This is a genomic window from Aquimarina algiphila (assembly GCF_007489275.1).
GTDB lineage: Bacteria > Bacteroidota > Bacteroidia > Flavobacteriales > Flavobacteriaceae > Aquimarina > Aquimarina algiphila.
In genome coordinates this window covers 1-21220 of the sequence record NZ_VLNR01000082.1, presented here as the reverse complement: position 1 = coordinate 21220, position 21220 = coordinate 1, and the positions used below count along the sequence as shown (strand labels likewise).

Here is a 21220-nt window from a genome sequence, read left to right as displayed (position 1 = left end):
ATTAAATTTAGCGCAAATAATGACCTAAAATGGGGCTTTTCTCCCACTTTTATCTCTAAAAATAGGGTTAAAAATGCAGATTGTAAGAAAATGGCACAAAAAACTGATTCAAAACGTTGATATTCAGAAGTTTAAAACCGTATTAAAGATGTGGTTTTACCGTAATTATTGAACTAAAAGGGAAGGGGTGGCAATAGCCCCTTCCCAATAGCTTTTTTGCATCTGATATAAAGTTTACACTCCCAATAAATCCATGGTAGTTCCATTGTCGAAGAGGAGGGTTTCTACTTTGTAGTCTGGATCGGAGAGATATTGGTTGTCGATGCGGATGGATTCGCCTGTGGGTGTGTAGTTCACCAGCAAGTCATTGCCGGTTTGAGTGAAAGTCACATCTGCTGCTACAATGCCGCCTGTTAGGTGGAGTGTGTCTGAACCGCTGCCTGTATAGTTTTGTTCGTAGATCCAGTCATTCCCATCGCCTGATGCCCATAAGTAAGTATCATCGCCTATTCCACCATAGAGCCTATCTATACCAACACCGCCGTCAAACACATCATTGCCAGCAAGGCCTTCTAACGTGTCGTTGCCTGTGTTTCCTAGCATCGTGTCGTCATATGCACCGCCATCGAGGTTATCATTACCTGTATCACCACGGATTTCATAACCTTGTTCAAGGTTGTAGGTCGTGCCATCTTGGAACCGGATGAACTCAAAGTGATAATCCACATCGCTATAGAGATGATTTTGTAATGTAATCGTTTCGCCTGTGGGGGTGTGCACAATTTTTACATCATGGCTCGTTGTGCCATACATATCTAGGTCGGCGAGCGTTATACCTCCGGTCAAAAATACTACATCATTGGTGCTGCCACTATTGCTAGCTTCTGTAAAGATGTCGTTACCATCTCCAGCCTTCCACAAGTAGGTGTCATTGCCGGACGAGCCTTTGAGATAATCATCTCCTAAATCACCTGATAAAGTATCATCTCCCGCGTCGCCACTGAGTGTATCATCATCTTTACCGCCATTCATCAGGTCATCATAGATGCTACCCTGAAGATGCTGGTTGCCAACACCACCTAACCACTGGACACCTGTTTGCAAATCATACGTAGCACCATCATCAAATCTCAATGTTTCAATATGATAATCTGTGTCGCTATAATGCAGGTTTTGTAAGGTAAGGGTTTCGCCTGTTGGAATATATTCAATGCGCAAATCGTGGCTAGTATAGCCGTATATATGCAGATCGCTAAATGTGATACCACCCTTTAGATATAGCGTATCCGTTCCGCCTGAATTGCTTTCGACTAATATATCATTGCCTCGACCAGCTTCCCAGATATAGGTGTCATCGCCTGCGCCGCCATACACCACATCGTCACCGAGATCACCGTAGAGTGTATCGTCACCAGCTCCTCCATTAACAGTATCATTATCCTTACCGCCACGCATGGTATCATTATACACGCTGCCTTGTAGATTTTGACTACCTACACCACCCAACCAAAGCGCCGCCTGATCAAGATTATAGCTTGTACCATCATCGAATGTAATACTCTCAATACGGTAATCCGCGTCACTATAATGCAAGTTTTGCAGGGTAAGGGTTTCACCTGTTGGGATATATTCTACACGCATGTCATGGCTTGTATATCCATACACCTTAACATCATTGAGCGTAATACCACCTGTTAATAATAATGTATCCGTTCCACCGCTATTATTCTCAATCAGCAGATCATCACCATCTCCAACACGCCACACGTAGCTATCATCGCCTACGCCACCATATAGCGTATCATTGCCTATATCTCCGTATAATGTATCATTGCCTGTCTCACCATCAATGATATCATCTCCCTGACCACCTCGCATCGTATCGTCATAGACCGTACCGTACAGTGCCTCATTGCTTGCGCTACCCTGCACCTTCATGCCTTGTATCAAATTATAGCTCGAACCATCATCGAAAGTAAGCGTTTCCACACTGTAATCTGTGTCACTATATAGCTGGTTTTGTAAGGTAAGGATTTCGCTGGTTGGGATGTATTTGATCTTGAGATCATGGCTCGTATAGCCATAAATTTCCAGATCGCTTAGCACAATACCTCCCGTGAAATGTAATATATCTGTACCACTTCCAGATACATTGGATTCTTGGACTAAATCATTGCCATCACCTGAGGCCCAGATATAGGTATCATTACCACTATAGCCCCATAATGTATCATCACCCAGACCGCCCACAAGCTGATCATCTCCTGCAACACCGTATAAAGTATCGTTACCATCTAGCCCCAGTAATGTATCATTGGCACTGGCTGATTTGATGTAGTTATCATTTGCATCGCCTGTATGAGTGGCTGTAGCATTCGGGTCAATATCCGCAAGCACAGACACATTGACGATTGCTGTGCTGCTTTCTCCACCGCTATCGGTGAGGGTATAGGTAAAGCTATCAGCACCCACATAACTCTGATTTGGTGTAAATGTAATCACACCATTACTCTGAATCGACACCGAGCCATGCTCCGGAGCTGTGTCTATGGATAGATTACTACCGGCAAAAGACGTATCTTCGACATCTGTATCATTGGCTAGCACATCAATATCTACCGTATCACCCATTAACACGGTCGCTGTATCTGCATCAGCCGTTGGGGCGTAGTTGGAAGGCTCGGGATTGACGGTGATGCTCACAGTAGCCGTATCCACATTTCCAGCCGCATCGGTAATGGTATAATCAAAACTATCGACACCATCATAAGTCGCATTCGGTGTGTAAGTAATCGTGCCATCGGTATTGACTACAACCACACCACTTGCTGGATCAGCATCAATCGTGATATTGCTGCCATCCAACGTCTCATCATCCGTATCGTTAGCAAGCACACTCAGTATTGTAGCGGTTTCATAGGCCACCGTTACCGTATCATTGACCGCATCCGGCGCATCATTAGCGGGTGCTGCGCCTACAGTAATGAACACTGTCGCTGTATCGGTTGCGCCACTATTATCCATCAATGTGTAAACAAAACTATCCGAGCCACTAAATCCCGTATCCGGTCTATAGGTGATCGTGCCGCTATTATTGATATTGACCGAACCATTAGATGGATTGGTGTCAATCGAAAGATTAGCTCTGCCAAAACTTTCATCTTCTGCATCCGAGTCGTTGAACAATACGTCAATCGTTACTGCATCTTCATAATTTGTCAAAACACTTTCATTTAATGCTCTTGGAGCACCATTTGGAACAATGTTACTCCAAGAACTACCATCCCAATACAATGTCTGGTCAGAGAATTGTAAAACTTCAAAACCCGTTAATAAGTCAGATCCGTCTGTTCCAACATTATCCGTCAATATAATGGTCTGAGAACTTACATTATTAAGCGTATAGTTTGAAGAGCTTGACGCATATACTACTCTATCTGTTCCAGTACCACCATGAGCAAAATCATCACCGCCACGTAATTCAATTATATCATCACCACCATTTCCATTGATAGTATCAGCAAAGTCACTGCCGGTTAATTCATTGTCATTATGATCACCTGCCAACTCCTGAGCCTCAGTTGCCAGACCAATAAAATCGGAAGTAGACAAGATATTACTGCTAACTACTCCCAATTGGAATTCGTAATGGTTATTGGTAAGCATTATATTATTTGCATCAAGCACTTCATATTCTAAATCATAGGTTCCACCATTACCCAAAGTGGTCAGTCCCGAGAACCCAAGACCCGTTACATCAATTTTATCTTCACCAATCGTAAAATCTAAAATGGTGTCAGCCATGAGAATTTGCTGATCTGTGTTGAATGGGTTGCCAAACGTACTATCGGCATGTTTTTCGTAAACGAATATATCATTGTCATTTCCACCTCTTAGATAGTCAGCTCCAAGTCCGCCAATTAAAATATCATTTCCATCGATACCATTAAGCCAATCAAATCCACCTTTTCCAACAATCAAATCATGATGAGGAGCGCCCCATAATATATTGCTCCCATTGTTTCCCGTAACCGTGTTGTATGGAGTTAATACAAAGTTCCAATTAAGATGATTATCTAGCCAATCTAGAATGGTGATGCTATTTGTCATCTTGTTTCCAGCAGAATCAAGTTCTGTTAAAACAAGATGAGGCCTAATTACGGTCGTGCCATCAGGCTGCACATAATCAATTACAATTCTCCCTTCAAAACTTCGCAAAACATCATCAGAAATTATTTGAACCATTGTACCATCAGAAGTGGGAAGTGGTGTTTCACCATCAATCAACAACACTCCACCATTGTCTTCGATGATAACATTGTTCCCAAAATTTCCAAAGAATTTATATGTATCATTACCATATGCACCTTCTAGAATCATTCCATCTGAGGCACTATAAACTTCAAATTCATCATCCTTTCCAGAGCCAATAATTTTCTCAGTATGATATAAATTATCCACATTCAGACTATCATTACCAAGTAGAGCATCTACTAATTGCTGCGCGAAATCCTCGATTTTAATTATCGTTGCGCTTTTCGTTGCTTCAGATTGAGAGGTTTTTATTTGTGCTTTTATTCGGTCATCATTCACTCGATAGTCAACAATATCAAAACCCGCTCCTCCGTCAATTAAATCGTTGCCTTCACTTGCAATTATGGTATCGTTACCCCTTCCAGCATGAACAATTTCTGAAGTCGCTGTTGAACTGAGGTAATCCCCTGTGTCAAGTACCGTACCCATGATAATTTGGTCGGAAAAACGAATGATCTGGTCATCCAATGTTGTATTACTAGCAATAGTTTCTATAACTTTTATGTAGAAATCATCGAACAAAACTTCGGCTCCAGTAGAGATAATATCTAATCCGTAAGCATTGTAAAGAAAGGCAATTGTATTTTGAATAACCCCTTCAATAACTGGTAATGCTTTGGCATCACCTACATTTGTAAAAAAGAGGTTAAAAGCATCGACAAGACCTGCCTCTCCTGTAACCTCAATGATAGCCTTTAGGGCTGCGAATAAATCATAAGTATCACCAAGATCAGTATCATTTAGATTTTGTTCATGATTACCATCATGCAGAAGATGCGATTTAAATGCATCAGCCTCTCCAGCACCAATAAAGAAAGGATTTCCAGCCCATACACCAAACTCTGCATGATTGTTTTGATCATTCTCTGGAATAGTAGGATTTTTATAAAAACCTGTAGCGGCAGCTACAGCATCATTGTTTACTATTTCCTTGAGTGAGGACAATATGGCTGTTGTACCATCAAAAATTTTGGGAATTTCATTTTCATAGTTTTTGGGGTCATTAAGGTTTTGACCACCTAACATCCCTCTAAAAACGCCATCTGCGATGGCATTGGAAATAGCTTGTACCCAAGTGTTTTTATTCGTATTGGGATTAGTTGAATACTCGTCGTTATACTCTTTTCCAAAGAACGTTTCATAAGTACTGTGAGTATAATCCCTTACAGCGGTGCTTGCTATTTGCGCTTCAGAATTGTTAATATTCACAACCTGTTTAATAAACAGCCATGTTCTTGTATACTCAAGATCATACGTTCCGTCAGGATTTGGAATACGTTGTAGATCTACTACATTTGGGGTAGTTGGATTAACCGAGATATGACGTAGCAGCGTTTCATAAATTGATAGGTAATCCCTGTGATGTAGATCATCTACAGTAGGATGATCATCAATTTCATCTCTGACCATATTTCTTAACTGATCTGCTGTGGTTGCATCGATTACTTTTATAATTGGATCAAACACCATTATTATCTCCTTCATTTTTTAGTTCATTCATAAGTTGTTGTGCTCTATGTTCCATTAGCATTGCATCTTTAATACCCATTTCGCATTCTTCTACATAGACATTCAGATCTCTGTAGTATTTTGTACGACCAGGGTGGGTGGCAGAAGGAGCGCTGTTAAATCTAAGTCGCGGCGTTAACATCACAGAGCAACCGCAAATGCCTGATGTATCGCTACAAGCTAGTTGTACTGGCAATTTCATAGTGGGCAAATAACCAAAATATCTATTGTTTATTCTAGGTACATTTTCCAACTCAAAGAATCCTTGTTTCTTGGGTAATGATTCTAGACTGAAATTTTCGTCTTGCCATCTATCCATAACGGCAACCATTTGAGGATCATTTAGTCGTTTGATAATACCTTTACGTAATTTTTTATCTAATTCGGTAATAGGTGGTGTTTCAAGTTTTTTTAATTGTCTATGATATCCTCTCACATTCGGCTGAATATAGTGCTGCAACATTTCTTCTAAAGTTCCTTTTTCATATGGTTCTTCATACGGTTGATCAAGCCAACGAACTTGAAAAGCCATTTGTGGCATTACAAAACGTTCAGATGAATTAGATGCTTCACTCTTCTTATCTTTGCGGTTTTGTCTTTGAGTGTCATATCTGTACTGAATCATATCTTTTCGTTCATCAGTATACTCATTATGATTGGTAAATCTAATGTCTTTAACAGGAATAATTTTCTCCCATTTATAGCGACAACGGTTATAATTATGACCATCATTAATCTTAATATATTCTTTCCTGCGAAATCCTTTGCCTTTTGGAACTAAAAAACTTCGTTCACCTACTTGTACTAACACTTCTTCCTCAAAGCACACAACATCGGGGTTTTTAGCAGGTCTGTCGAAAAAAGCTAAGACGCTAATAGCTACAGGTAAGCCATTTACTATCAATACACACATCACCAAAAATAAAATCTTCATACACCGCCTCACCATAGATTCCTTTCAATAAGAATTACGCTTTTCATAAAATCTTGTCAATAAAAGTAAAAAGGATTTTTCGTGCAGATGATTGTCTGAACTAAATCGCTTTTTTCCTAAATCGTTCGGTTTATGAGAATATATTCTCATTACCTGCATGTGTCAATGGGTCTATGTAATGGTATATGACGCAACAGGAATTATTTGTAACAGAAGTGGTGAAGCGCTTGTCAGAGGAGCGTAAACGACAAGGATTGTCCTATGAGCGTCTGGGAGAGAAGGCAGTTGTACACCGCACCACTATCAGCCTGATTGAAAGAGGCAAACAAACCCCCACATTATCCCTTTGTAAAAAGCTTGCTGATAGTCTGGATATAAAGCTGTCAGACATCATTGCAGAATGTGAATAACAACATCATAACATAAATTATGACAATCGTTGATGTTATGGTAATGTAGTTTTTCGTAATAGAAGGTTCGAAAATTTCTTTTATATTTGAGTACCCCACTTTTTAAAGGGATTATTTCCCATCATTGAGTTTAACACTAATAAAAAGAACCTATGGCATTATTCCAAGTAGGAAAAGATTTTGACACTCCTAGAAAAGCTGGTGCGGCAGAGTTATTCCAAATTGATACTTTAATTGATGAAAATGAAAACAACGTTACTAACATGATAGATGTTGGCACTTTTTTTCATGATAATAATGAGTTAAAAAGATACCTATCAAGAATTTTTGAAATAGCAGTTGAAGAAATCGAATTAGAAAATTTATAGAAGTTTAATATGCAATTAATAAAGTACAAAGTCCATAAGTTCCGATCGATAAAAGGTACGGATTGGATTGATATCGATCAATGGGCATGTTTCGTAGGAGTTAACGAATCTGGTAAAACTAATCTTTTATTACCTCTTTGGAGATTCAATCCTGCTGACAACGCAACCAAAATAGATTTGCTACATGATTATCCAAGAGACGAGTTCTCTGAAATTAATGGAGAAAAAAGTGAACGGCTAGATGAGCCTTTTATAGAGGTTCTTTTTAACATTAGTGCTTCAGAAGTGGAGACTTTTGAGAACTACTATTCTGAAAGGACAATTGCAACGGAGGATGACACTGCTTCTACTGAAAATAGTGAGGGTGAGGAGGACGCAAAAAGAGAACCTGAGAAGTACGGTATTACGAATTATTTGTTAATTAAAAAGGATTATAATGGTAACTTTTATATTCATCTAGCAAATGAGAATGGCGAACAAATGTCACCGGATATAGATAGTGACGTAACTAATGAAGTCTTTAAGAAAATTTGTCAGCACATACCTAAGTTCGTATACTATTCGGAGTATGGTAATCTGGATTCAGATTTGTATCTACCCCATGTGAAGGATAATTTGAATCGAATAACAGAATTAACAGACAAAGAAAGGATGAAGGCTAGAACCCTCAAGATTTTGTTTAGCCATTTAAAACTTGATCCTGATGAAATAATGGAACTCGGTAGCGAGAATTACCCAAATAATAACCCTGCACAAAAAACTCCTGAAAAAATCAAGGAAGAGTCTCGAAAAAAACAAGAGAGATATGCAAAATTAGATTCTGCTGCAACAAAGCTAACTAAGGAATTTCGAGAATGGTGGAACCAAGGAAATTATATTTTTAGTTTCAATGCAGATGGCAATTATTTTAGAATTTTTGTTAGTGACTCAGAAAGACCGGAAAAAATAGAGCTTGAATCGAGGAGTAAGGGACTTCAATGGTTTTTTAGTTTCTTTTTAGTATTTCTTGCAGAGAGTGAAGATAATCATAAAAACTGCATTTTATTGCTTGATGAACCTGGTCTAAGTTTACATCCTAATGCTCAAAGTGATTTAATATTATTTTTCAACCAGTTATCAAATAAGAATCAACTACTTTACACAACTCATCTGCCATTTCTTGTTGATCATAACAATTTAGATAAGGTAAAGGCCGTATACTCAGAGAATGGGCTTACTCAATCATCTAATGATTTAGGAAAAGCAGACAAAGAAAGAAAAGCAATACAACCTGTAAATGCTGCCATAGGCATCACAGCAGCTCATAGTTTATTAGTTGGATGTGATATTGTAATAGTGGAAGGAGTTTCGGACCAATTTTATCTTACAATGATAAAGAACCACCTTATTTCTAAAGGGGAGTTTCAGCCTAAGAAAGAAATGGTTTTTATTCCAGTAGGAGGGGCTAAAGGTGTCAAACCAGTGGTTTCAATTATTCAAGGCACCAAAGGTGAGCTACCTTATACGTTACTCGATTCAGACCAGACTGGTAAACAATTTCAGAAAAGCTTAAATAGTGGTTTTTATTCAAAAGAAAAAAATAAAGTAATCGAAACAGATACTTTTACTGGTAAAGAAGGTTCTGAGATTGAAGATTTATTCCCTATAGATCGTATGGTTGATTCTTTTGACAGAATATTCAGACCAGATGATGATATTGAAGTTGAAGATTTTGATTCTGAGAAACCTATAATACCCCAATTAGAAGAATTTGCTGAGAATGCTGGTATTACTTTGGAATTAGGTTGGAAGGTTGAAATTAGCAAAAAAATCAAGCAGCGGTTTGATGGCGATGTACCAGACGAAATAGAGAAACAATGGATTAAACTATTTGAAACATTAAAGTAGCGCTATAAATTTCAAATTAAATAGTTTGCAACATAAGGAGTGTTCTGGAAAGTGAGTAGGGGACTATATATCCATCCCTTTATCTTGGTCTTTTTCTTGTTTGTCTGAAGGGCGCTCTATAGGTGTATACTGTTCTATTCTAGAGCTTCTATTTTTCTCCTTACGTTCAGTCAACAATTTATCATACTCACGATTAACATACTTTCTTGCATTTCTATCTAATTTCTTCTCTCCTAACCGCATACGATCATATGGCACTTTATTTAGAGATGTTTCGGATATAGTGTAGTTCTTATCTACATTTTTTGCTACATAGTAGTCATTGCCTTTAATGAAAGCTTTTTGGTAAGAGGTCTTATCTTTTAAACTGATGTAATATTCCGATTCCTCTAATGCTAATTTTGGGTATTTCGCCTGAGTCTCATATCCATGCTCAAAGCCAATTTGGTACTCGTGATTATCTTCAAGTTTTTTTTTTCTCTCAGAAAATGAGATGAGTGCACCTCGGTCTTCTGAGTCTATATTTTTAGATGAATAACCTTTCCAAACCGTTTTACTAACCCTTTCTATTGTTTTATCTTCTAAATCAGCCATTTTCCTACGAAAAGCATGCTCACCTTCGACATAACCAAGGCTATTCTTGTTTTTACTAGAACGATTGCTAGAATTTAATGCCTCCCCAAGATAATGTATGTCTTCAGTTTTTTCTAAAGAACTCATGGATTGATAATATTTCATATGTTCCAAGTACCCTTTTTCAAAATCGGTATTGAATTGAATAGATCCTTTAATGCGTTCTTTTTTCTGCTCTAAATCTCTAAAATCTAATATATCTTTTCTTTCACTCATAATTGATAATCAACAAACTACGTGCCAAACAGGATGAGTGCTCACGTATTAAACCTTGCCATGTGTAACCCAATGGGGTATAGTTAGGTAATGAAAACGATTGTAGAAACGAGTGAATTTCAGAAACAAGCCTCAAAACTACTTTCGGATGATGAGCGACATGCATTAATAAATTTGCTAGCTGCTTCGCCTTGTATGGGTGATGTAATCTCTGGCACTGGCGGATTTCGTAAACTACGTTTTGCTAGACAAGACAAAGGTAAAAGTGGAGGAGTTCGCGTGATTTACTTCTACCATGAGGTGAAGGAGATTGTATTAATAGCGATTGTATATGCAAAAGGAACACAGGATAATCTGAGTGCGACACAGAAAGCAACACTACATCAATTTGCCACAGCAATTAAAGGAGCAAAATAATGGATAAAACACTATTTGAAAGCTTAGAGAAATCTGCAAATGAAATGGTAGATTATGTACAAACAGGTAAACCATCAAAAGGGATGATAGTACATCAAGTCAATGTGCCTGATAATGTCGATGTTAAAGCGATTCGCGAGCAGTTGAAGATGTCACAAGGCATATTTGCGAAAACCTTTGGTTTTAGTGTAAGCACACTTAGAAAATGGGAACAGGGAGAACGCACACCTGAGAGTTCTGCGCGTGTGTTACTAAATACTATTGCCTATAATCCAAATGCGGTTATTGAAGCGAACAGGGATTACTACTAGCATATAAAAACATTGTAAAAGCCCCAACTTCTTGTTAAATGGCTCTTCTGGAAAATTGCTTTGAATGCAAAAAGGAGGAAGCTTATGCTTCCTCCCTCGTTGTTTAGCACACAAGTATGCTAGGTGTTACGAACCGAGGGCAGAGTACGCAAGCATACTCTAGTTCGGACATAAATTGCTTTAAATCCTAGTGGTTACCCTTACACTATAGAATAATACGTACTATATCATTATTATGATGTCAAGATTTCTGCAAGGTTCTGTTGTGTAATGTAAAGTGAGTAGGGGGCTATATATCCATCCCTTTATCGTGATCTTTTTCTTTAAGCTGATTATCTACTGATCGTTGAACAGGGCTATATTTATTTATAGCTTGTTTGAACTTGTCTAGATTTACTGCCTTTTTGGATTCTATAGATTGGTCGGGTGTAGCCATTTTTTGATTTTTAGGCTCTTTACCCATGTTTTTATCCAGCATATCCATTAGATCTGTTATATCCATTGGTGGTACTCTAGCCCACAAAACTTCTCTTTCTTTCTCATAATAATATTCCTCTTCCTTTCTTAGAAAAGTAGCCCCATCTTTGTAGCCTTCTTCATATGAATTAGGCAATCCACGAGAATTCGATTCATAAATGTTGTAGTGCGCGAGTCTTTTGTGCGCACGATATTCCATCATACCCCTTGCATGACCACTTACGTATCCCTTCATATAGTCAGACAATTTTAGTTCTTTGGTAAGATGCTCACGCGCAGAAATTGATTTTTTAGAAAGTGTAGTTTCATCATTTATTTCTTTCAGATCCATGTCTCGATAGGAATCTTTTTGTGTGGTATGGATATTCTTGTCAACTTCTTTAAGAAGGAACTCACTACCTTTAATGTATCCATCTTGGTATGCCTCGTCACCAATATTTTTACTGTAATAATCCTTTTCAAGAACAGCTAAATCAGGAAAGCTCTTTTGTGTATTATAACCATGCACAAATCCGGTTCTAAAATCAGATTCGATTTGGAGTTCCTTCCGAATCATACCTTGCATAATAGGTTCAGGTTTTATAACGAGTGCTTTTTGTATTTCGTTTTTAATATGTGCATCTCGAACACTTCTCTGCAAATTCATTCTCTCCTTAACAAGTTGAATGGCACTTTGAGCACCTTCCTGATGACTCGGAGAACCTTGATCAATGTTATAATATTCATTCTTAGGGTAGAAAGGTTCTTCAAGCATCATAGCTCTTTCCTCTTCTAAATCGTCGATGATCCTATCATTAAGCGATGTTTTTATTTCATGTAAGTAAGCATCTTTAAACCCTTTGTTGAAATCATGTTCCTTAGACACATTTTGTTTTTGAGATAAATTTTTCATTAAGTTTGATATGTCCCTTCTCTCTTGCATGTTCTTTTTATAACAAACTACGTGCCAAGATGTTATTGAATAATTTGTAATTACGTGCTATACTTGTACAAGTTAGCCAAGATGGAGCAGAAAGATGAAAACCTTTAACATTGGAGAAGCAAGAGATAACCTTTCTCAAATCGTTGATATGGTACTGGCAGGAGAAAAGGTAGTAATTGGTAAACGTAATCATCCTTTGGTGAAGCTAATACCGTTGATTGAGGAGCAACCGATCAAGAAACGGGTAGGAGGGCAACTGCGAGGACAAATCCATATTGCAGATGATTTTGATGATTTGTCAGAGGATATACTTGAAGCCTTTGAAGGTAAGCACCCATGATCTATTTGATAGATACCCATGTGTTCTTGTGGTGGGTTCAAAAGCCAGAACATCTATCTAAAGCAGCATTTCAAGCGATTGAAGACAACAGTAACACTATTTATGTCAGCACAGCAGTCGCTTGGGAAATTAATATCAAGATGGCAAATAATAAATTGGAAGCACCAGAGAACATATTATCATACGTCGAATCCAATCGATTTATACCGTTAGATATCAATTATTCTCACGCAAATGCTTTATTAGAGTTACCTGAGATTCATACTGATCCGTTTGATAGAATACAAATAGCACAAGCGCATGTAGAAGATGTCACATTTGTCACCAGAGATACGCAGATTCTGAAGTACGATCTCATCAATACCATTAAAGCATGAATTCGTTAAATAGGGAATATTTACCCTTATATATCAATGAGTTGACTAAAAATACATAATGTTAATTATGGAAATTATTAGATATAGAATCAATAGTATAATTGACATCATTCCATGAGGAATCATCACTTGTCTCCAAAACATTATGCTCATAAACTTCTTGAAATTTATTTTTTTATGCGACTTACTCCAAGAGGTTGCAATTTGCAATGGTTCAATTTTAAAATCTTTCTCCCTCATAAATTTTTCAATCACTTTAATTCTGCAATAGTATGCAGATTGAAACGCCTTCCAGGATGCCTCTATTATCCAGAACATTATACTGGCAAATGAAGCGAATAATATAAGGTAATGATTTGTATTTTCTGCTAATATATCAGATCCAACTATTGCAGTGACAAGCGAAACACTCCAAGTTTTAATCGTTAATGATTTATCGTCAAATTTTTCAATTTCAGTCTGAAGATGGAAGTATTCCTTTTCAATCAAGTCTAAGCGAAGCTTATCATCATTCATCATTTAAGCAATTTTAGTTAAATTCTAATAAAGCTTCGTTATTAAAACCAATCCATTTCTCTATATCATTTTCATTTGTTATAGTCGGTAGATCATCCAAATTCTCTTCATAACCAATTTCAATAGCTTTCACCTTCCATTCGTAGCCCCTGCCGAGTTTGAAATTTTTTATGAATTTGAAATCGTTGTTCGTTTTAATTAGCTCTGTTGCTAGTGCTCTTACTTTATTAATATCAACAGAATCTCCATACCAGATCGAATTTACTTTTATTTCACCATCATCATCTTCAACAGGGCGTTCATTTAGATAAAAGTTCATCCTTTGAATAGTTTTTTCAATTTTAGGATCATCTTTTTTTCGTTTGTAATATCGAACAACAGTCGTTGAATTATCCGAGTATGTAATCAAATTTTCATACACATTTTTGAAGGCCTTAAGTGCTGTACTATCCAATTTAGTAGTGTCAACTTTCTCTTTAATTGTTTCAACATCGCCTTTTAAAACCTTAAAGACACTATCTTTAACCAGTAACAAATCTTCTCTTGTTTTAATTTCTGTGGTTTGCTCCGTAATTGTTTCATTTTTTTTCTCTATTGCATTACTTGATTTTATAGCAAAAAATGCTGATAGGCTAACTATTAAGATGGCAAAAATGATAAACCAACGTCGTGAGAACCGGTCTTCGTTCTTAATTTGTTTAATGTATTTTTCGTATTTATCTTCTTTAGTCTTCATATGTTTTTGTTGACATTTCTTCAATAGCTTTCCAAACAAGTTCCTTGATCCGAAGTGTTTCGTCATTTTGAATGTTGTTAACCATAGCTTGTTCTAGTACACTTTTAAAATATAGGAACATATCTATCCTCTTAAGCCTGTGTCTCATTTTTACTAAAGGAAAAGAGCCAATACCTCCGATTAGAGTACCGCCAAAGTTTAATATCACATCGGCATATGGTTCATCAAAATTGTATCCAATCAAAAGGCCATATAACAAAATACCTCCTCCTAACACGATACAGAAAATAGTAAATATCAATGACCATTTAAATAGTGCTTTTAACCATTTAACTATCTTTTCTATGTACTTCAGTTCTGCCATTTAACTTATACATTTTGTACTCTAGAGCTTAATCATTTTTGATGAAGGACCAAGACCGTTGGACTGTAGTAATGGAATTATACTCACCTTAGATTCGATGTAGTCATTTCTCCCTTTATAAGTTCGGAGAATGTCAAATGGAGGATCGACATCTCTTAGTAAAGTACCATTTCGTCTAAACAGTTCATCATCCTTGTTTTCCTGCATTTTTTTTGAAAGTAGACTGGTTAATTGTGTTAATACATTGATTGCTGTAGCATAAGTTGTTACAGCGCTTAGAAGGGCATTTACTCCAATGCTCGCTGCATCGCTTTTAATTATATCCTCGATTAATTGACCTAAATCCCTTATATCCTTGTCGCTTTCCATAAATAAGACTGAATATGCTAAAAATTCGCCTGGATTCTTTGGCCCATATACAAGATGACCATGACCATCAAATTGTATGATATCTCCCTTTTTCACATTAGGAAATGGTAGAATATTGAAATCAATGGCTGGGTTATTAGCACCCCCTTGATCAATAGCCATTGAGATAATATATGGTTCACTATACCTATGTAAGAACCAATCAGCATTTTTTAGAAGTGTAAACTCTTTGATAACAACCGCAATTTTGTCATCTTTTTTGTCGAAGTCATCAGACTTAATCTGTGCAAGAAAAACGTTTGACATAATGTTATGATTTAAAAGGTTAATTATTACTTTAAGCTTTTTCTCTGAGCATTATGGAGTCATAGTCGTTCCCTTACATTTTCAGAAATGTGCAATAAAAAAACCGCTTACAAACTTGTTGTTTGAAAACGGGGTAATTATATTTTAAACGATATGTGGGTTACATTAAGAGTCTTAAATATAAGTAAAAAATTTGATAAACAATGGTTTAGCTGTAAAAATACCCGGTAATGGGTAGGCTTTTTAATAAAGGGGAATTGCTTCCCCTTTAGACTCAATCTTCATCCGGCTCGATTTCGCCAACGTGAATCAGATCACATCTGGTCATACCTGGAGGATAGTCGCCAAGGTCATCATCATCCGGTAACTCTGAATCTGACTTACCATAGTTCTCTTTGTGTTCCTTAACCATTGCTAAAAAAGCGATGTTATCAGGGTTACTATAGGTTGCCTCTTCATCCAGCTCACCATCCTCACCACATACCTCATCGAGCCAATCCAGACTATCATCGTCTGGAGTTCTGTACAGGTTAAGGCAAGTAGGTTCATCGTCCAGATCATCCATACTAACAAAAAATGCACTGATTTCTTCAGCATCTTGTTCGATTAGATCAACCGGATCGCTATGATCTTCTTCTTGCCAATCCTCTTCACCAGCAAAAGCCAGAAAAGTATCGTACTCATCATTTAGCGCTCGTTTGTCATTATCATCTGCTTCAGATGACAGATACAAGCATAGAAGCGAAGTCGCTTCATTTACGGACACACAATGTGTAAATCGATTATTCATAGGTCGAAAGTTTAAGAGCAAACCGTATCAACCGATTACACCTAGAACAAGAAAAATGTTCCGATTACTCAACCATTTTTGTAGATAATTTTCTTGACAAAAAACCAAGGTCGATTGAACCAAGTTCAACAGAAATATGACAGTTTTTTTACAGTGTGTTTCCCTATCTATTTCAACGATTTATTCGTGTGTTTTGAACCTCATTTTCAAAATGTTACCCGATTACATCTGTACAACTGGCACGTGTTTTGTGATGTTTTCTATAACCCTCAAGCTTTGCTTAGGGGAGATGTCTGATCCATCGGAGATTCCTTTTTAGCGGCGCAGCCTCTTTTGGACAGGCAGGGGTAAAACACGGGGAACTATGCTACGAATCACACCGAGTAAAAACGCGGGGGCGGCCATTAAGTATTTCAGGGAAAGCCTGACCAAAGGGGATTATTTCTTCGGAGATAATCCCCCCGGATTATGGGGAGGTAAAGCAGCCGAACGAATTGGTCTTTCGGGTGAGGTTACGTTCGATCAATTCAAAGCACTTGCCTATAACCAGAATCCGGTAACGGGTGAAAAGCTCAACCCCCGGTTTTCAGAAAGGCGACGTGTAGGCTATGACTTTACATTCAATGCTACCAAGTCCGTATCACTGGCAATGGAGTTCAGTAAGGATGCATCGGTTAAGGCCGATATTAAGGATGTGTGGTTAACGGCAGTCAATGATACGATGAAGGAGATAGAAAGGGATATGCAGACTCGCGATCATTGGGCTAAAGCCACGCGAGATGTGAATACAGGTAATATGATTTGGGCTTCTTTTACCCATGATAAAAGCCGTCCTGTAAATGGCATTCCCTCCCCTCATCTGCATCAGCACGTTTATGTATTCAATACTACATGGTTCGACAAGAAAGATCGTTTTCAGGCGGGGCAGTTTGGTCAGCTCAAGAAAGATGCCCCTTACTATGAATCCATTTTTCATAATCATATGGCTAAAGGCTTGACGGATAAAGGATTTACCATAAATATCGAGAATGGGCGTGCGGAATTGGCTGCCCTTTCTCGTGATTTGATTGATCGATTTTCTGAGCGTACCAAGCAGATAGAAACCCACGCTAAAAAGAAAGGTATTACCGATGCCAAAACGAAAAGCGAAATTGGTGCAAAAATTCGTGAGTCCAAGGAAAAGCAAAAACCACCTGAAGTGGTCGCAGCGAATTGGGATGGACGTATAACCACATCTGACCGCAAAGATTTGGATGATCTGCGCAACGATGATAGCGATCCACCACCCATGTCCGCAATCGAGGCGCTGACTTTTGCCATTGAGCACGAACTGGAAACTAAATCGACCATCAATGAAAAGCGCCTGCTCCGCACTGCGATTAATCACGGACTGGGTAGGGTTACGGTTAAGGAACTGATGGAAGCCTATAGACCGCTTGGTGTTATGACTGGTCGCGATAAATATGGGGAGATGAAGGCAACTACCAAGGATATTCTTCGCGAAGAAGAATATATGATCCGCTATGCTAAAGAAGGTAAAAACAAGCATACTCGCCTAACAGACTTACAACCGGAAATACCAGATTACTTTAACAAAGGACAACGTGCAGCAGTTCTAACGATATTAGGTTCTAAAAATGCAGTTGAGATTCTGGATGGAAAAGCAGGTGTAGGTAAATCAACCGTGTTCCAGAATATTGCTAAAAATGTAGAGCGTGAAAATATAAATGTAATCGGTATTGCACCCACTCATTCTGCTACCGATAACCTCAAAAAAGATGGTATCAAACATACGGCTACGGTTTCAAAATTTGCCCATAGTGATGCACTTCAAAAGCAATTTGCAAATCAAGTCGTATTGATGGATGAATCGGCAATGGTAGGTACACAGCTTATGGCTAAAGTATTCCGCGGTGCTGAGAAATATAATTATCGGGTGATTCTGGCAGGTGATACCAAGCAACATGCCTCAGTTGCCAGAGGTGATGCACAACGAATTTTGACAGATATAGCCAAGATCAAACCGATTATACTGGATGAAATCCGCAGACAAAAACCGTTAGCTTACCGCAAAGCTGTGGGCTGGTTAAGTAAAGGTCAGGTTGATCTTGGGTTTAAGCAACTGGATAAGATTGGCGCGATTAAGGAAATAGATGATGATGAACGCTATAAGATGCTTGCAAAGAATTATGTTACCTCCCTTGAAAGCGGACAGACTGCGCTTGTCGTTTCCCCGACTCATAAAGAAAAAGATTTAGTGACTGCTGAGGTAAGACAGGCATTAAGAGATAAAGGATTGATTGGAAATGAAGATGTAGAAACCACTATTCATAAAGCGGTTAGGCGCTCGGAAGCAGAACGTAAAGACACACGTTATTATGATATTGGGCAAGGTATTCAGCTCACCCAAAATGTACGAGGTCATACTAAAGGTGAGCGCTTGAAGATTATTGGCAAAGACGATGACCATTTATTGGTTACGGATCGAGATGGCAATAAGAATAAACTGGCGGTCAAGGACGGTTCACGTTTCCATTTGTATGAAGAAAAAAAAGAAGGCTTTGCGATAAATGATACAATCCGCATTACGAAAGGAGGTGCAAGTATTGTTAATGGTATTGAGACGATATTCAAAACCAATGACCGTGAACCAATAAAAGCCCTCACCGACGATGGTGATTTCATACTCGCAAGTGGCAAAATATTAAGTAAAGAGTTTGGTAATATCGATCACGGTATTGTGACCACTTCACATAGCTCTCAAGGTCAAACCGTTGATAATGTTTTTATCGCTGTATCAGAACATTCCTTTGGTCAGGCAACCAACTTGCAGCAATTCTATGTGTCAGCCAGTCGTGGACGAAACAAGGTTGAGGTTTACACCAATGATAAAGAGGAATTACTGGAACAAGCTCGAAAAACGAGTGAACGACTGGCCGCGAGTGAGTTAATCGAAAAACGGAATGGTTTTTGGAATCAATCTATTAGTCAGGCAACCGAATATATCAAGCAGGTGAAAGCTTATATGGAAGATTATAAACGAAGACAATCACCACCTGATAAAGAGTTAGGCTTATCACGATAATACAAATATAAATATGGAACGATTACCAAAAAAATTCACGGATAGAATTGACAGGGAGCGTGGCTTGAACGTCATTCCTATCAAACAGGACGAAAAAAAAGAACCTGAGAATAAGGTGTTTGACCGTTCTACTATGGTTGAACAATCCTGTTTTAAACTGGGTAAAGGTGAGTTTAAATATCCGCATTCGATCAAGATTCATCTCAATGGCGGGGATACCACTAAATCGATGGATTACATGCATCTTCGTGATAAGCATTATGATCGCGATGCTGGCATTATCCTGTTTTATAACAATGCGACAGTCACGATTTATGGGGAAGATTTGGATGAACTCTATCGACATCTGGATAATCGCAAAGTAGCCGCAATTTCTGTCTATGAAAAAAGTTCTCTTCAAACAAAAGAAGCATCTAAGGAGAACACCAAAGTCGCTATCGTGACAGAAATTAATGTGAAGTATAAAGACAAAGACATAGAGCAAGAAATTGAGGAGATGCGTCAAAATGCGTTCAAGAATAAAAACCAATCCGGTAACGGTCACTCTCGATGAAAAAAGGTTCGGCGAATGGACAAGTGCCATTCGCCGAACCGTGCCAGATTGCTCCAGCACCATCGTCAAGGTGGAGTAAACACCTTGATTGTATCATAGTTGAGGTGAGAGAACCAAGCAAGCCCCCTCACCTTCAATTACTATTATTTATGGAGTTATTATTGTTTTATACTCCTCTAATCTGCATCAATGGTTAAGGTTTCAATTTCATCGAAAAACACATTAATGTCATCAATATGAGATAGATCAATGACATTGCGAGAAGGCATATATGCGTGCTCCTGCAATATGATGATTTTGGTAGTGATGCGTGTTCCTGCCCGTTCAAATACGACGGATGGTAATATGATTTCGTGGGTCATACTCACACTGCTTTCTTCCAGCAGGTATTTATCGAGTCGCTTTTGCATAGCTGCACCATTAGGCACTATTGCTATCACTCTCGCACCGTCTTTATGAGATAGATGCTTAACGGCTTTTTCGATATGTTCCATAGCAAGCTTGCCATTGGAACCAAAAGGCGGATTCATAGCGATACCGTCATATTTATTAACGATATGATGGGATTCAAAATCTTCAACCTTCACTTCGCCATGTACATTGATAGCCAGTTTGGACGAAAGCGTGTAGCTTGGTTCAATAAAGGTATTATCCGTATTCTCAGGGAAGAAACGGGCAATAGCTCCATGTCCTGCGCTTGGCTCTAATGCACAATCACCGCCTTCGAGATTGAGCCATTCAACCATTTTAAAGCCTAACGGTTCAGGTGTCGCGTAATAGTCGTTGCCTTCTTGCGACTTATTGGTTGAGGTCTTTTTACCTGTACCAAAATAATACGTTTTTGCCTTCTCGAACTCTGAAATAGACTCATACGCAAAATCGGCTTCTTTGCCACCTCTGCCTTGCGTTAGATAAGGTCGGTTGTCATTGGCGTGTTGATTGGAGATTCCTATGAAATTGACCCGGGTATTCCTGTTTAAATAGAGCATAGCAAAACAGTTCCCAAAAGCGTGTTTATTTCAGTGTTAAAACTACGATTTTTTTCTTTTTCTTCTCATCGATTCTCCTTTAAGCTCAACTCTGTGAGCAGAGTGTACCAATCGATCTAAAATTGCATCTGCTATGGTTTGTTCTCCGATAATCTGATGCCAGCTTATTATTGGGAGTTGCGAAGCTATAATGGTTGATTTTTTTCCGTGTCTATCTTCTATAATTTCCATAAATGCTTGTCTTTTATTGTTATCAAGTTCTTGTAGGCCAAAGTCGTCTAAGATGAGTAAATCTTGTTTTTCTATTCGATCGACTTCTTTAAGGTAAGAACCGTCTGCTTTTGCTAGTTTTAGTTTAGCAAAGAGTTTATTGATATTATAATACTTCACTCTATAT

General features: G+C 38.2%; 20 protein-coding genes. 9 read left to right on the top strand and 11 right to left on the bottom strand.

The window, feature by feature from the left end:
• Positions 1-234 precede the first annotated feature (234 nt).
• Both FOF46_RS26460 and FOF46_RS26455 read right to left on the bottom strand, forming a co-directional pair.
• The gene (locus FOF46_RS26460) at positions 235-5799 is read right to left on the bottom strand and encodes an Ig-like domain-containing protein (protein WP_143918548.1); all 5565 of its coding nucleotides are present in this window, start codon (positions 5797-5799) and stop codon (positions 235-237) included.
• Positions 5774-6772 carry a hypothetical protein gene (locus tag FOF46_RS26455; protein WP_143918547.1) on the bottom strand — a complete coding sequence of 333 codons (999 nt, stop codon included), beginning with the start codon at positions 6770-6772 and terminating at the stop codon, positions 5774-5776. Before FOF46_RS26455 ends, FOF46_RS26460 begins: the two co-directional genes overlap by 26 nt.
• Before the next feature lie 170 nt (positions 6773-6942).
• Between FOF46_RS26455 and FOF46_RS26450 the strand changes: the two genes are divergently transcribed.
• The 3 genes from FOF46_RS26450 (at position 6943) to FOF46_RS26440 (ending at position 9422) form a co-directional block, all read left to right on the top strand.
• Positions 6943-7167 (top strand): helix-turn-helix transcriptional regulator, encoded by a 225-nt coding sequence (locus FOF46_RS26450; RefSeq protein WP_143918546.1) that lies wholly within the window; start codon positions 6943-6945, stop codon positions 7165-7167.
• A gap of 152 nt (positions 7168-7319) precedes the next feature.
• On the top strand, positions 7320-7535 hold the full coding sequence (locus FOF46_RS26445; RefSeq protein WP_143918545.1) for a hypothetical protein: 216 nt from the start codon (positions 7320-7322) through the stop codon (positions 7533-7535).
• A gap of 9 nt (positions 7536-7544) precedes the next feature.
• Complete coding sequence (locus tag FOF46_RS26440; RefSeq protein WP_143918544.1) at positions 7545-9422, top strand: AAA family ATPase; 1878 nt, start codon at positions 7545-7547, stop codon at positions 9420-9422.
• A 63-nt stretch (positions 9423-9485) separates the two neighbouring features.
• Here the strand turns inward: FOF46_RS26440 and FOF46_RS26435 are convergent, their stop codons facing one another.
• Entirely contained in the window at positions 9486-10271 is a 786-nt protein-coding gene (locus tag FOF46_RS26435) for a hypothetical protein (RefSeq protein ID WP_143918543.1), read from the bottom strand.
• Between the two features lie 90 nt (positions 10272-10361).
• On the opposite strand from FOF46_RS26435, the gene FOF46_RS26430 reads away from it, so the two are divergent.
• Both FOF46_RS26430 and FOF46_RS26425 read left to right on the top strand, forming a co-directional pair.
• Positions 10362-10688, top strand: coding sequence for a type II toxin-antitoxin system RelE/ParE family toxin (locus FOF46_RS26430; protein WP_143918542.1), 327 nt, complete (start codon positions 10362-10364; stop codon positions 10686-10688).
• A complete protein-coding gene (locus FOF46_RS26425) occupies positions 10688-10999 on the top strand; it encodes a helix-turn-helix domain-containing protein (protein WP_167571957.1) in 312 nt (103 codons plus the stop codon). Before FOF46_RS26430 ends, FOF46_RS26425 begins: the two co-directional genes overlap by 1 nt.
• A gap of 289 nt (positions 11000-11288) precedes the next feature.
• Here the strand turns inward: FOF46_RS26425 and FOF46_RS26420 are convergent, their stop codons facing one another.
• Positions 11289-12368 carry a hypothetical protein gene (locus FOF46_RS26420; RefSeq protein ID WP_143918541.1) on the bottom strand — a complete coding sequence of 360 codons (1080 nt, stop codon included), beginning with the start codon at positions 12366-12368 and terminating at the stop codon, positions 11289-11291.
• A gap of 124 nt (positions 12369-12492) precedes the next feature.
• Between FOF46_RS26420 and FOF46_RS26415 the strand changes: the two genes are divergently transcribed.
• Together FOF46_RS26415 and FOF46_RS26410 are read left to right on the top strand one after the other, a co-directional pair.
• Positions 12493-12738 carry a type II toxin-antitoxin system Phd/YefM family antitoxin gene (locus FOF46_RS26415; protein WP_143918540.1) on the top strand — a complete coding sequence of 82 codons (246 nt, stop codon included), beginning with the start codon at positions 12493-12495 and terminating at the stop codon, positions 12736-12738.
• Entirely contained in the window at positions 12735-13115 is a 381-nt protein-coding gene (locus tag FOF46_RS26410) for a type II toxin-antitoxin system VapC family toxin (protein WP_143918539.1), read from the top strand. The genes FOF46_RS26415 and FOF46_RS26410 overlap by 4 nt, the downstream gene beginning before the upstream one ends.
• A 45-nt stretch (positions 13116-13160) precedes the next feature.
• Here FOF46_RS26410 and FOF46_RS26405 read toward each other — a convergent pair whose 3' ends face one another.
• The 5 genes from FOF46_RS26405 to FOF46_RS26385 form a co-directional block, all read right to left on the bottom strand.
• Entirely contained in the window at positions 13161-13634 is a 474-nt protein-coding gene (locus FOF46_RS26405) for a DUF2270 domain-containing protein (RefSeq protein WP_143918538.1), read from the bottom strand.
• A gap of 10 nt (positions 13635-13644) precedes the next feature.
• The gene (locus FOF46_RS26400; RefSeq protein WP_143918537.1) at positions 13645-14367 is read right to left on the bottom strand and encodes a hypothetical protein; all 723 of its coding nucleotides are present in this window, start codon (positions 14365-14367) and stop codon (positions 13645-13647) included.
• Complete coding sequence (locus FOF46_RS26395; RefSeq protein WP_143918536.1) at positions 14357-14731, bottom strand: hypothetical protein; 375 nt, start codon at positions 14729-14731, stop codon at positions 14357-14359. Before FOF46_RS26395 ends, FOF46_RS26400 begins: the two co-directional genes overlap by 11 nt.
• A 21-nt stretch (positions 14732-14752) precedes the next feature.
• Positions 14753-15406: a hypothetical protein gene (locus tag FOF46_RS26390; RefSeq protein WP_143918535.1), complete on the bottom strand. Its 654-nt coding sequence runs from the start codon at positions 15404-15406 to the stop codon at positions 14753-14755.
• Positions 15407-15680: 274 nt separating this feature from the next.
• A complete protein-coding gene (locus tag FOF46_RS26385) occupies positions 15681-16196 on the bottom strand; it encodes a hypothetical protein (RefSeq protein ID WP_143918534.1) in 516 nt (171 codons plus the stop codon).
• Between the two features lie 364 nt (positions 16197-16560).
• Between FOF46_RS26385 and mobF the strand changes: the two genes are divergently transcribed.
• Positions 16561-19281 (top strand): MobF family relaxase, encoded by a 2721-nt coding sequence (gene mobF, locus FOF46_RS26380; protein WP_143918533.1) that lies wholly within the window; start codon positions 16561-16563, stop codon positions 19279-19281.
• 13 nt (positions 19282-19294) lie between these two features.
• Positions 19295-19834 (top strand): hypothetical protein, encoded by a 540-nt coding sequence (locus FOF46_RS26375; protein WP_143918532.1) that lies wholly within the window; start codon positions 19295-19297, stop codon positions 19832-19834.
• 176 nt (positions 19835-20010) lie between these two features.
• Here FOF46_RS26375 and FOF46_RS26370 read toward each other — a convergent pair whose 3' ends face one another.
• Both FOF46_RS26370 and FOF46_RS26365 read right to left on the bottom strand, forming a co-directional pair.
• Positions 20011-20823: a class I SAM-dependent methyltransferase gene (locus tag FOF46_RS26370; protein WP_143918531.1), complete on the bottom strand. Its 813-nt coding sequence runs from the start codon at positions 20821-20823 to the stop codon at positions 20011-20013.
• Positions 20824-20865: 42 nt separating this feature from the next.
• The coding region (locus FOF46_RS26365; protein WP_167571955.1) for an ATP-binding protein at positions 20866-21220 on the bottom strand (355 nt) is incomplete at its 5' end.

Coding starts and splice junctions, on each gene's coding strand:
- FOF46_RS26460 (WP_143918548.1), bottom strand. CDS start 5,799: ATGAAGGAGATAATAATGGTGTTTGATCCAATTATAAAAGTAATCGAT.
- FOF46_RS26455 (WP_143918547.1), bottom strand. CDS start 6,772: ATGGTGAGGCGGTGTATGAAGATTTTATTTTTGGTGATGTGTGTATTG.
- FOF46_RS26450 (WP_143918546.1), top strand. CDS start 6,943: ATGACGCAACAGGAATTATTTGTAACAGAAGTGGTGAAGCGCTTGTCA.
- FOF46_RS26445 (WP_143918545.1), top strand. CDS start 7,320: ATGGCATTATTCCAAGTAGGAAAAGATTTTGACACTCCTAGAAAAGCT.
- FOF46_RS26440 (WP_143918544.1), top strand. CDS start 7,545: ATGCAATTAATAAAGTACAAAGTCCATAAGTTCCGATCGATAAAAGGT.
- FOF46_RS26435 (WP_143918543.1), bottom strand. CDS start 10,271: ATGAGTGAAAGAAAAGATATATTAGATTTTAGAGATTTAGAGCAGAAA.
- FOF46_RS26430 (WP_143918542.1), top strand. CDS start 10,362: ATGAAAACGATTGTAGAAACGAGTGAATTTCAGAAACAAGCCTCAAAA.
- FOF46_RS26425 (WP_167571957.1), top strand. CDS start 10,688: ATGGATAAAACACTATTTGAAAGCTTAGAGAAATCTGCAAATGAAATG.
- FOF46_RS26420 (WP_143918541.1), bottom strand. CDS start 12,368: ATGAAAAATTTATCTCAAAAACAAAATGTGTCTAAGGAACATGATTTC.
- FOF46_RS26415 (WP_143918540.1), top strand. CDS start 12,493: ATGAAAACCTTTAACATTGGAGAAGCAAGAGATAACCTTTCTCAAATC.
- FOF46_RS26410 (WP_143918539.1), top strand. CDS start 12,735: ATGATCTATTTGATAGATACCCATGTGTTCTTGTGGTGGGTTCAAAAG.
- FOF46_RS26405 (WP_143918538.1), bottom strand. CDS start 13,634: ATGATGAATGATGATAAGCTTCGCTTAGACTTGATTGAAAAGGAATAC.
- FOF46_RS26400 (WP_143918537.1), bottom strand. CDS start 14,367: ATGAAGACTAAAGAAGATAAATACGAAAAATACATTAAACAAATTAAG.
- FOF46_RS26395 (WP_143918536.1), bottom strand. CDS start 14,731: ATGGCAGAACTGAAGTACATAGAAAAGATAGTTAAATGGTTAAAAGCA.
- FOF46_RS26390 (WP_143918535.1), bottom strand. CDS start 15,406: ATGTCAAACGTTTTTCTTGCACAGATTAAGTCTGATGACTTCGACAAA.
- FOF46_RS26385 (WP_143918534.1), bottom strand. CDS start 16,196: ATGAATAATCGATTTACACATTGTGTGTCCGTAAATGAAGCGACTTCG.
- mobF (WP_143918533.1), top strand. CDS start 16,561: ATGCTACGAATCACACCGAGTAAAAACGCGGGGGCGGCCATTAAGTAT.
- FOF46_RS26375 (WP_143918532.1), top strand. CDS start 19,295: ATGGAACGATTACCAAAAAAATTCACGGATAGAATTGACAGGGAGCGT.
- FOF46_RS26370 (WP_143918531.1), bottom strand. CDS start 20,823: ATGCTCTATTTAAACAGGAATACCCGGGTCAATTTCATAGGAATCTCC.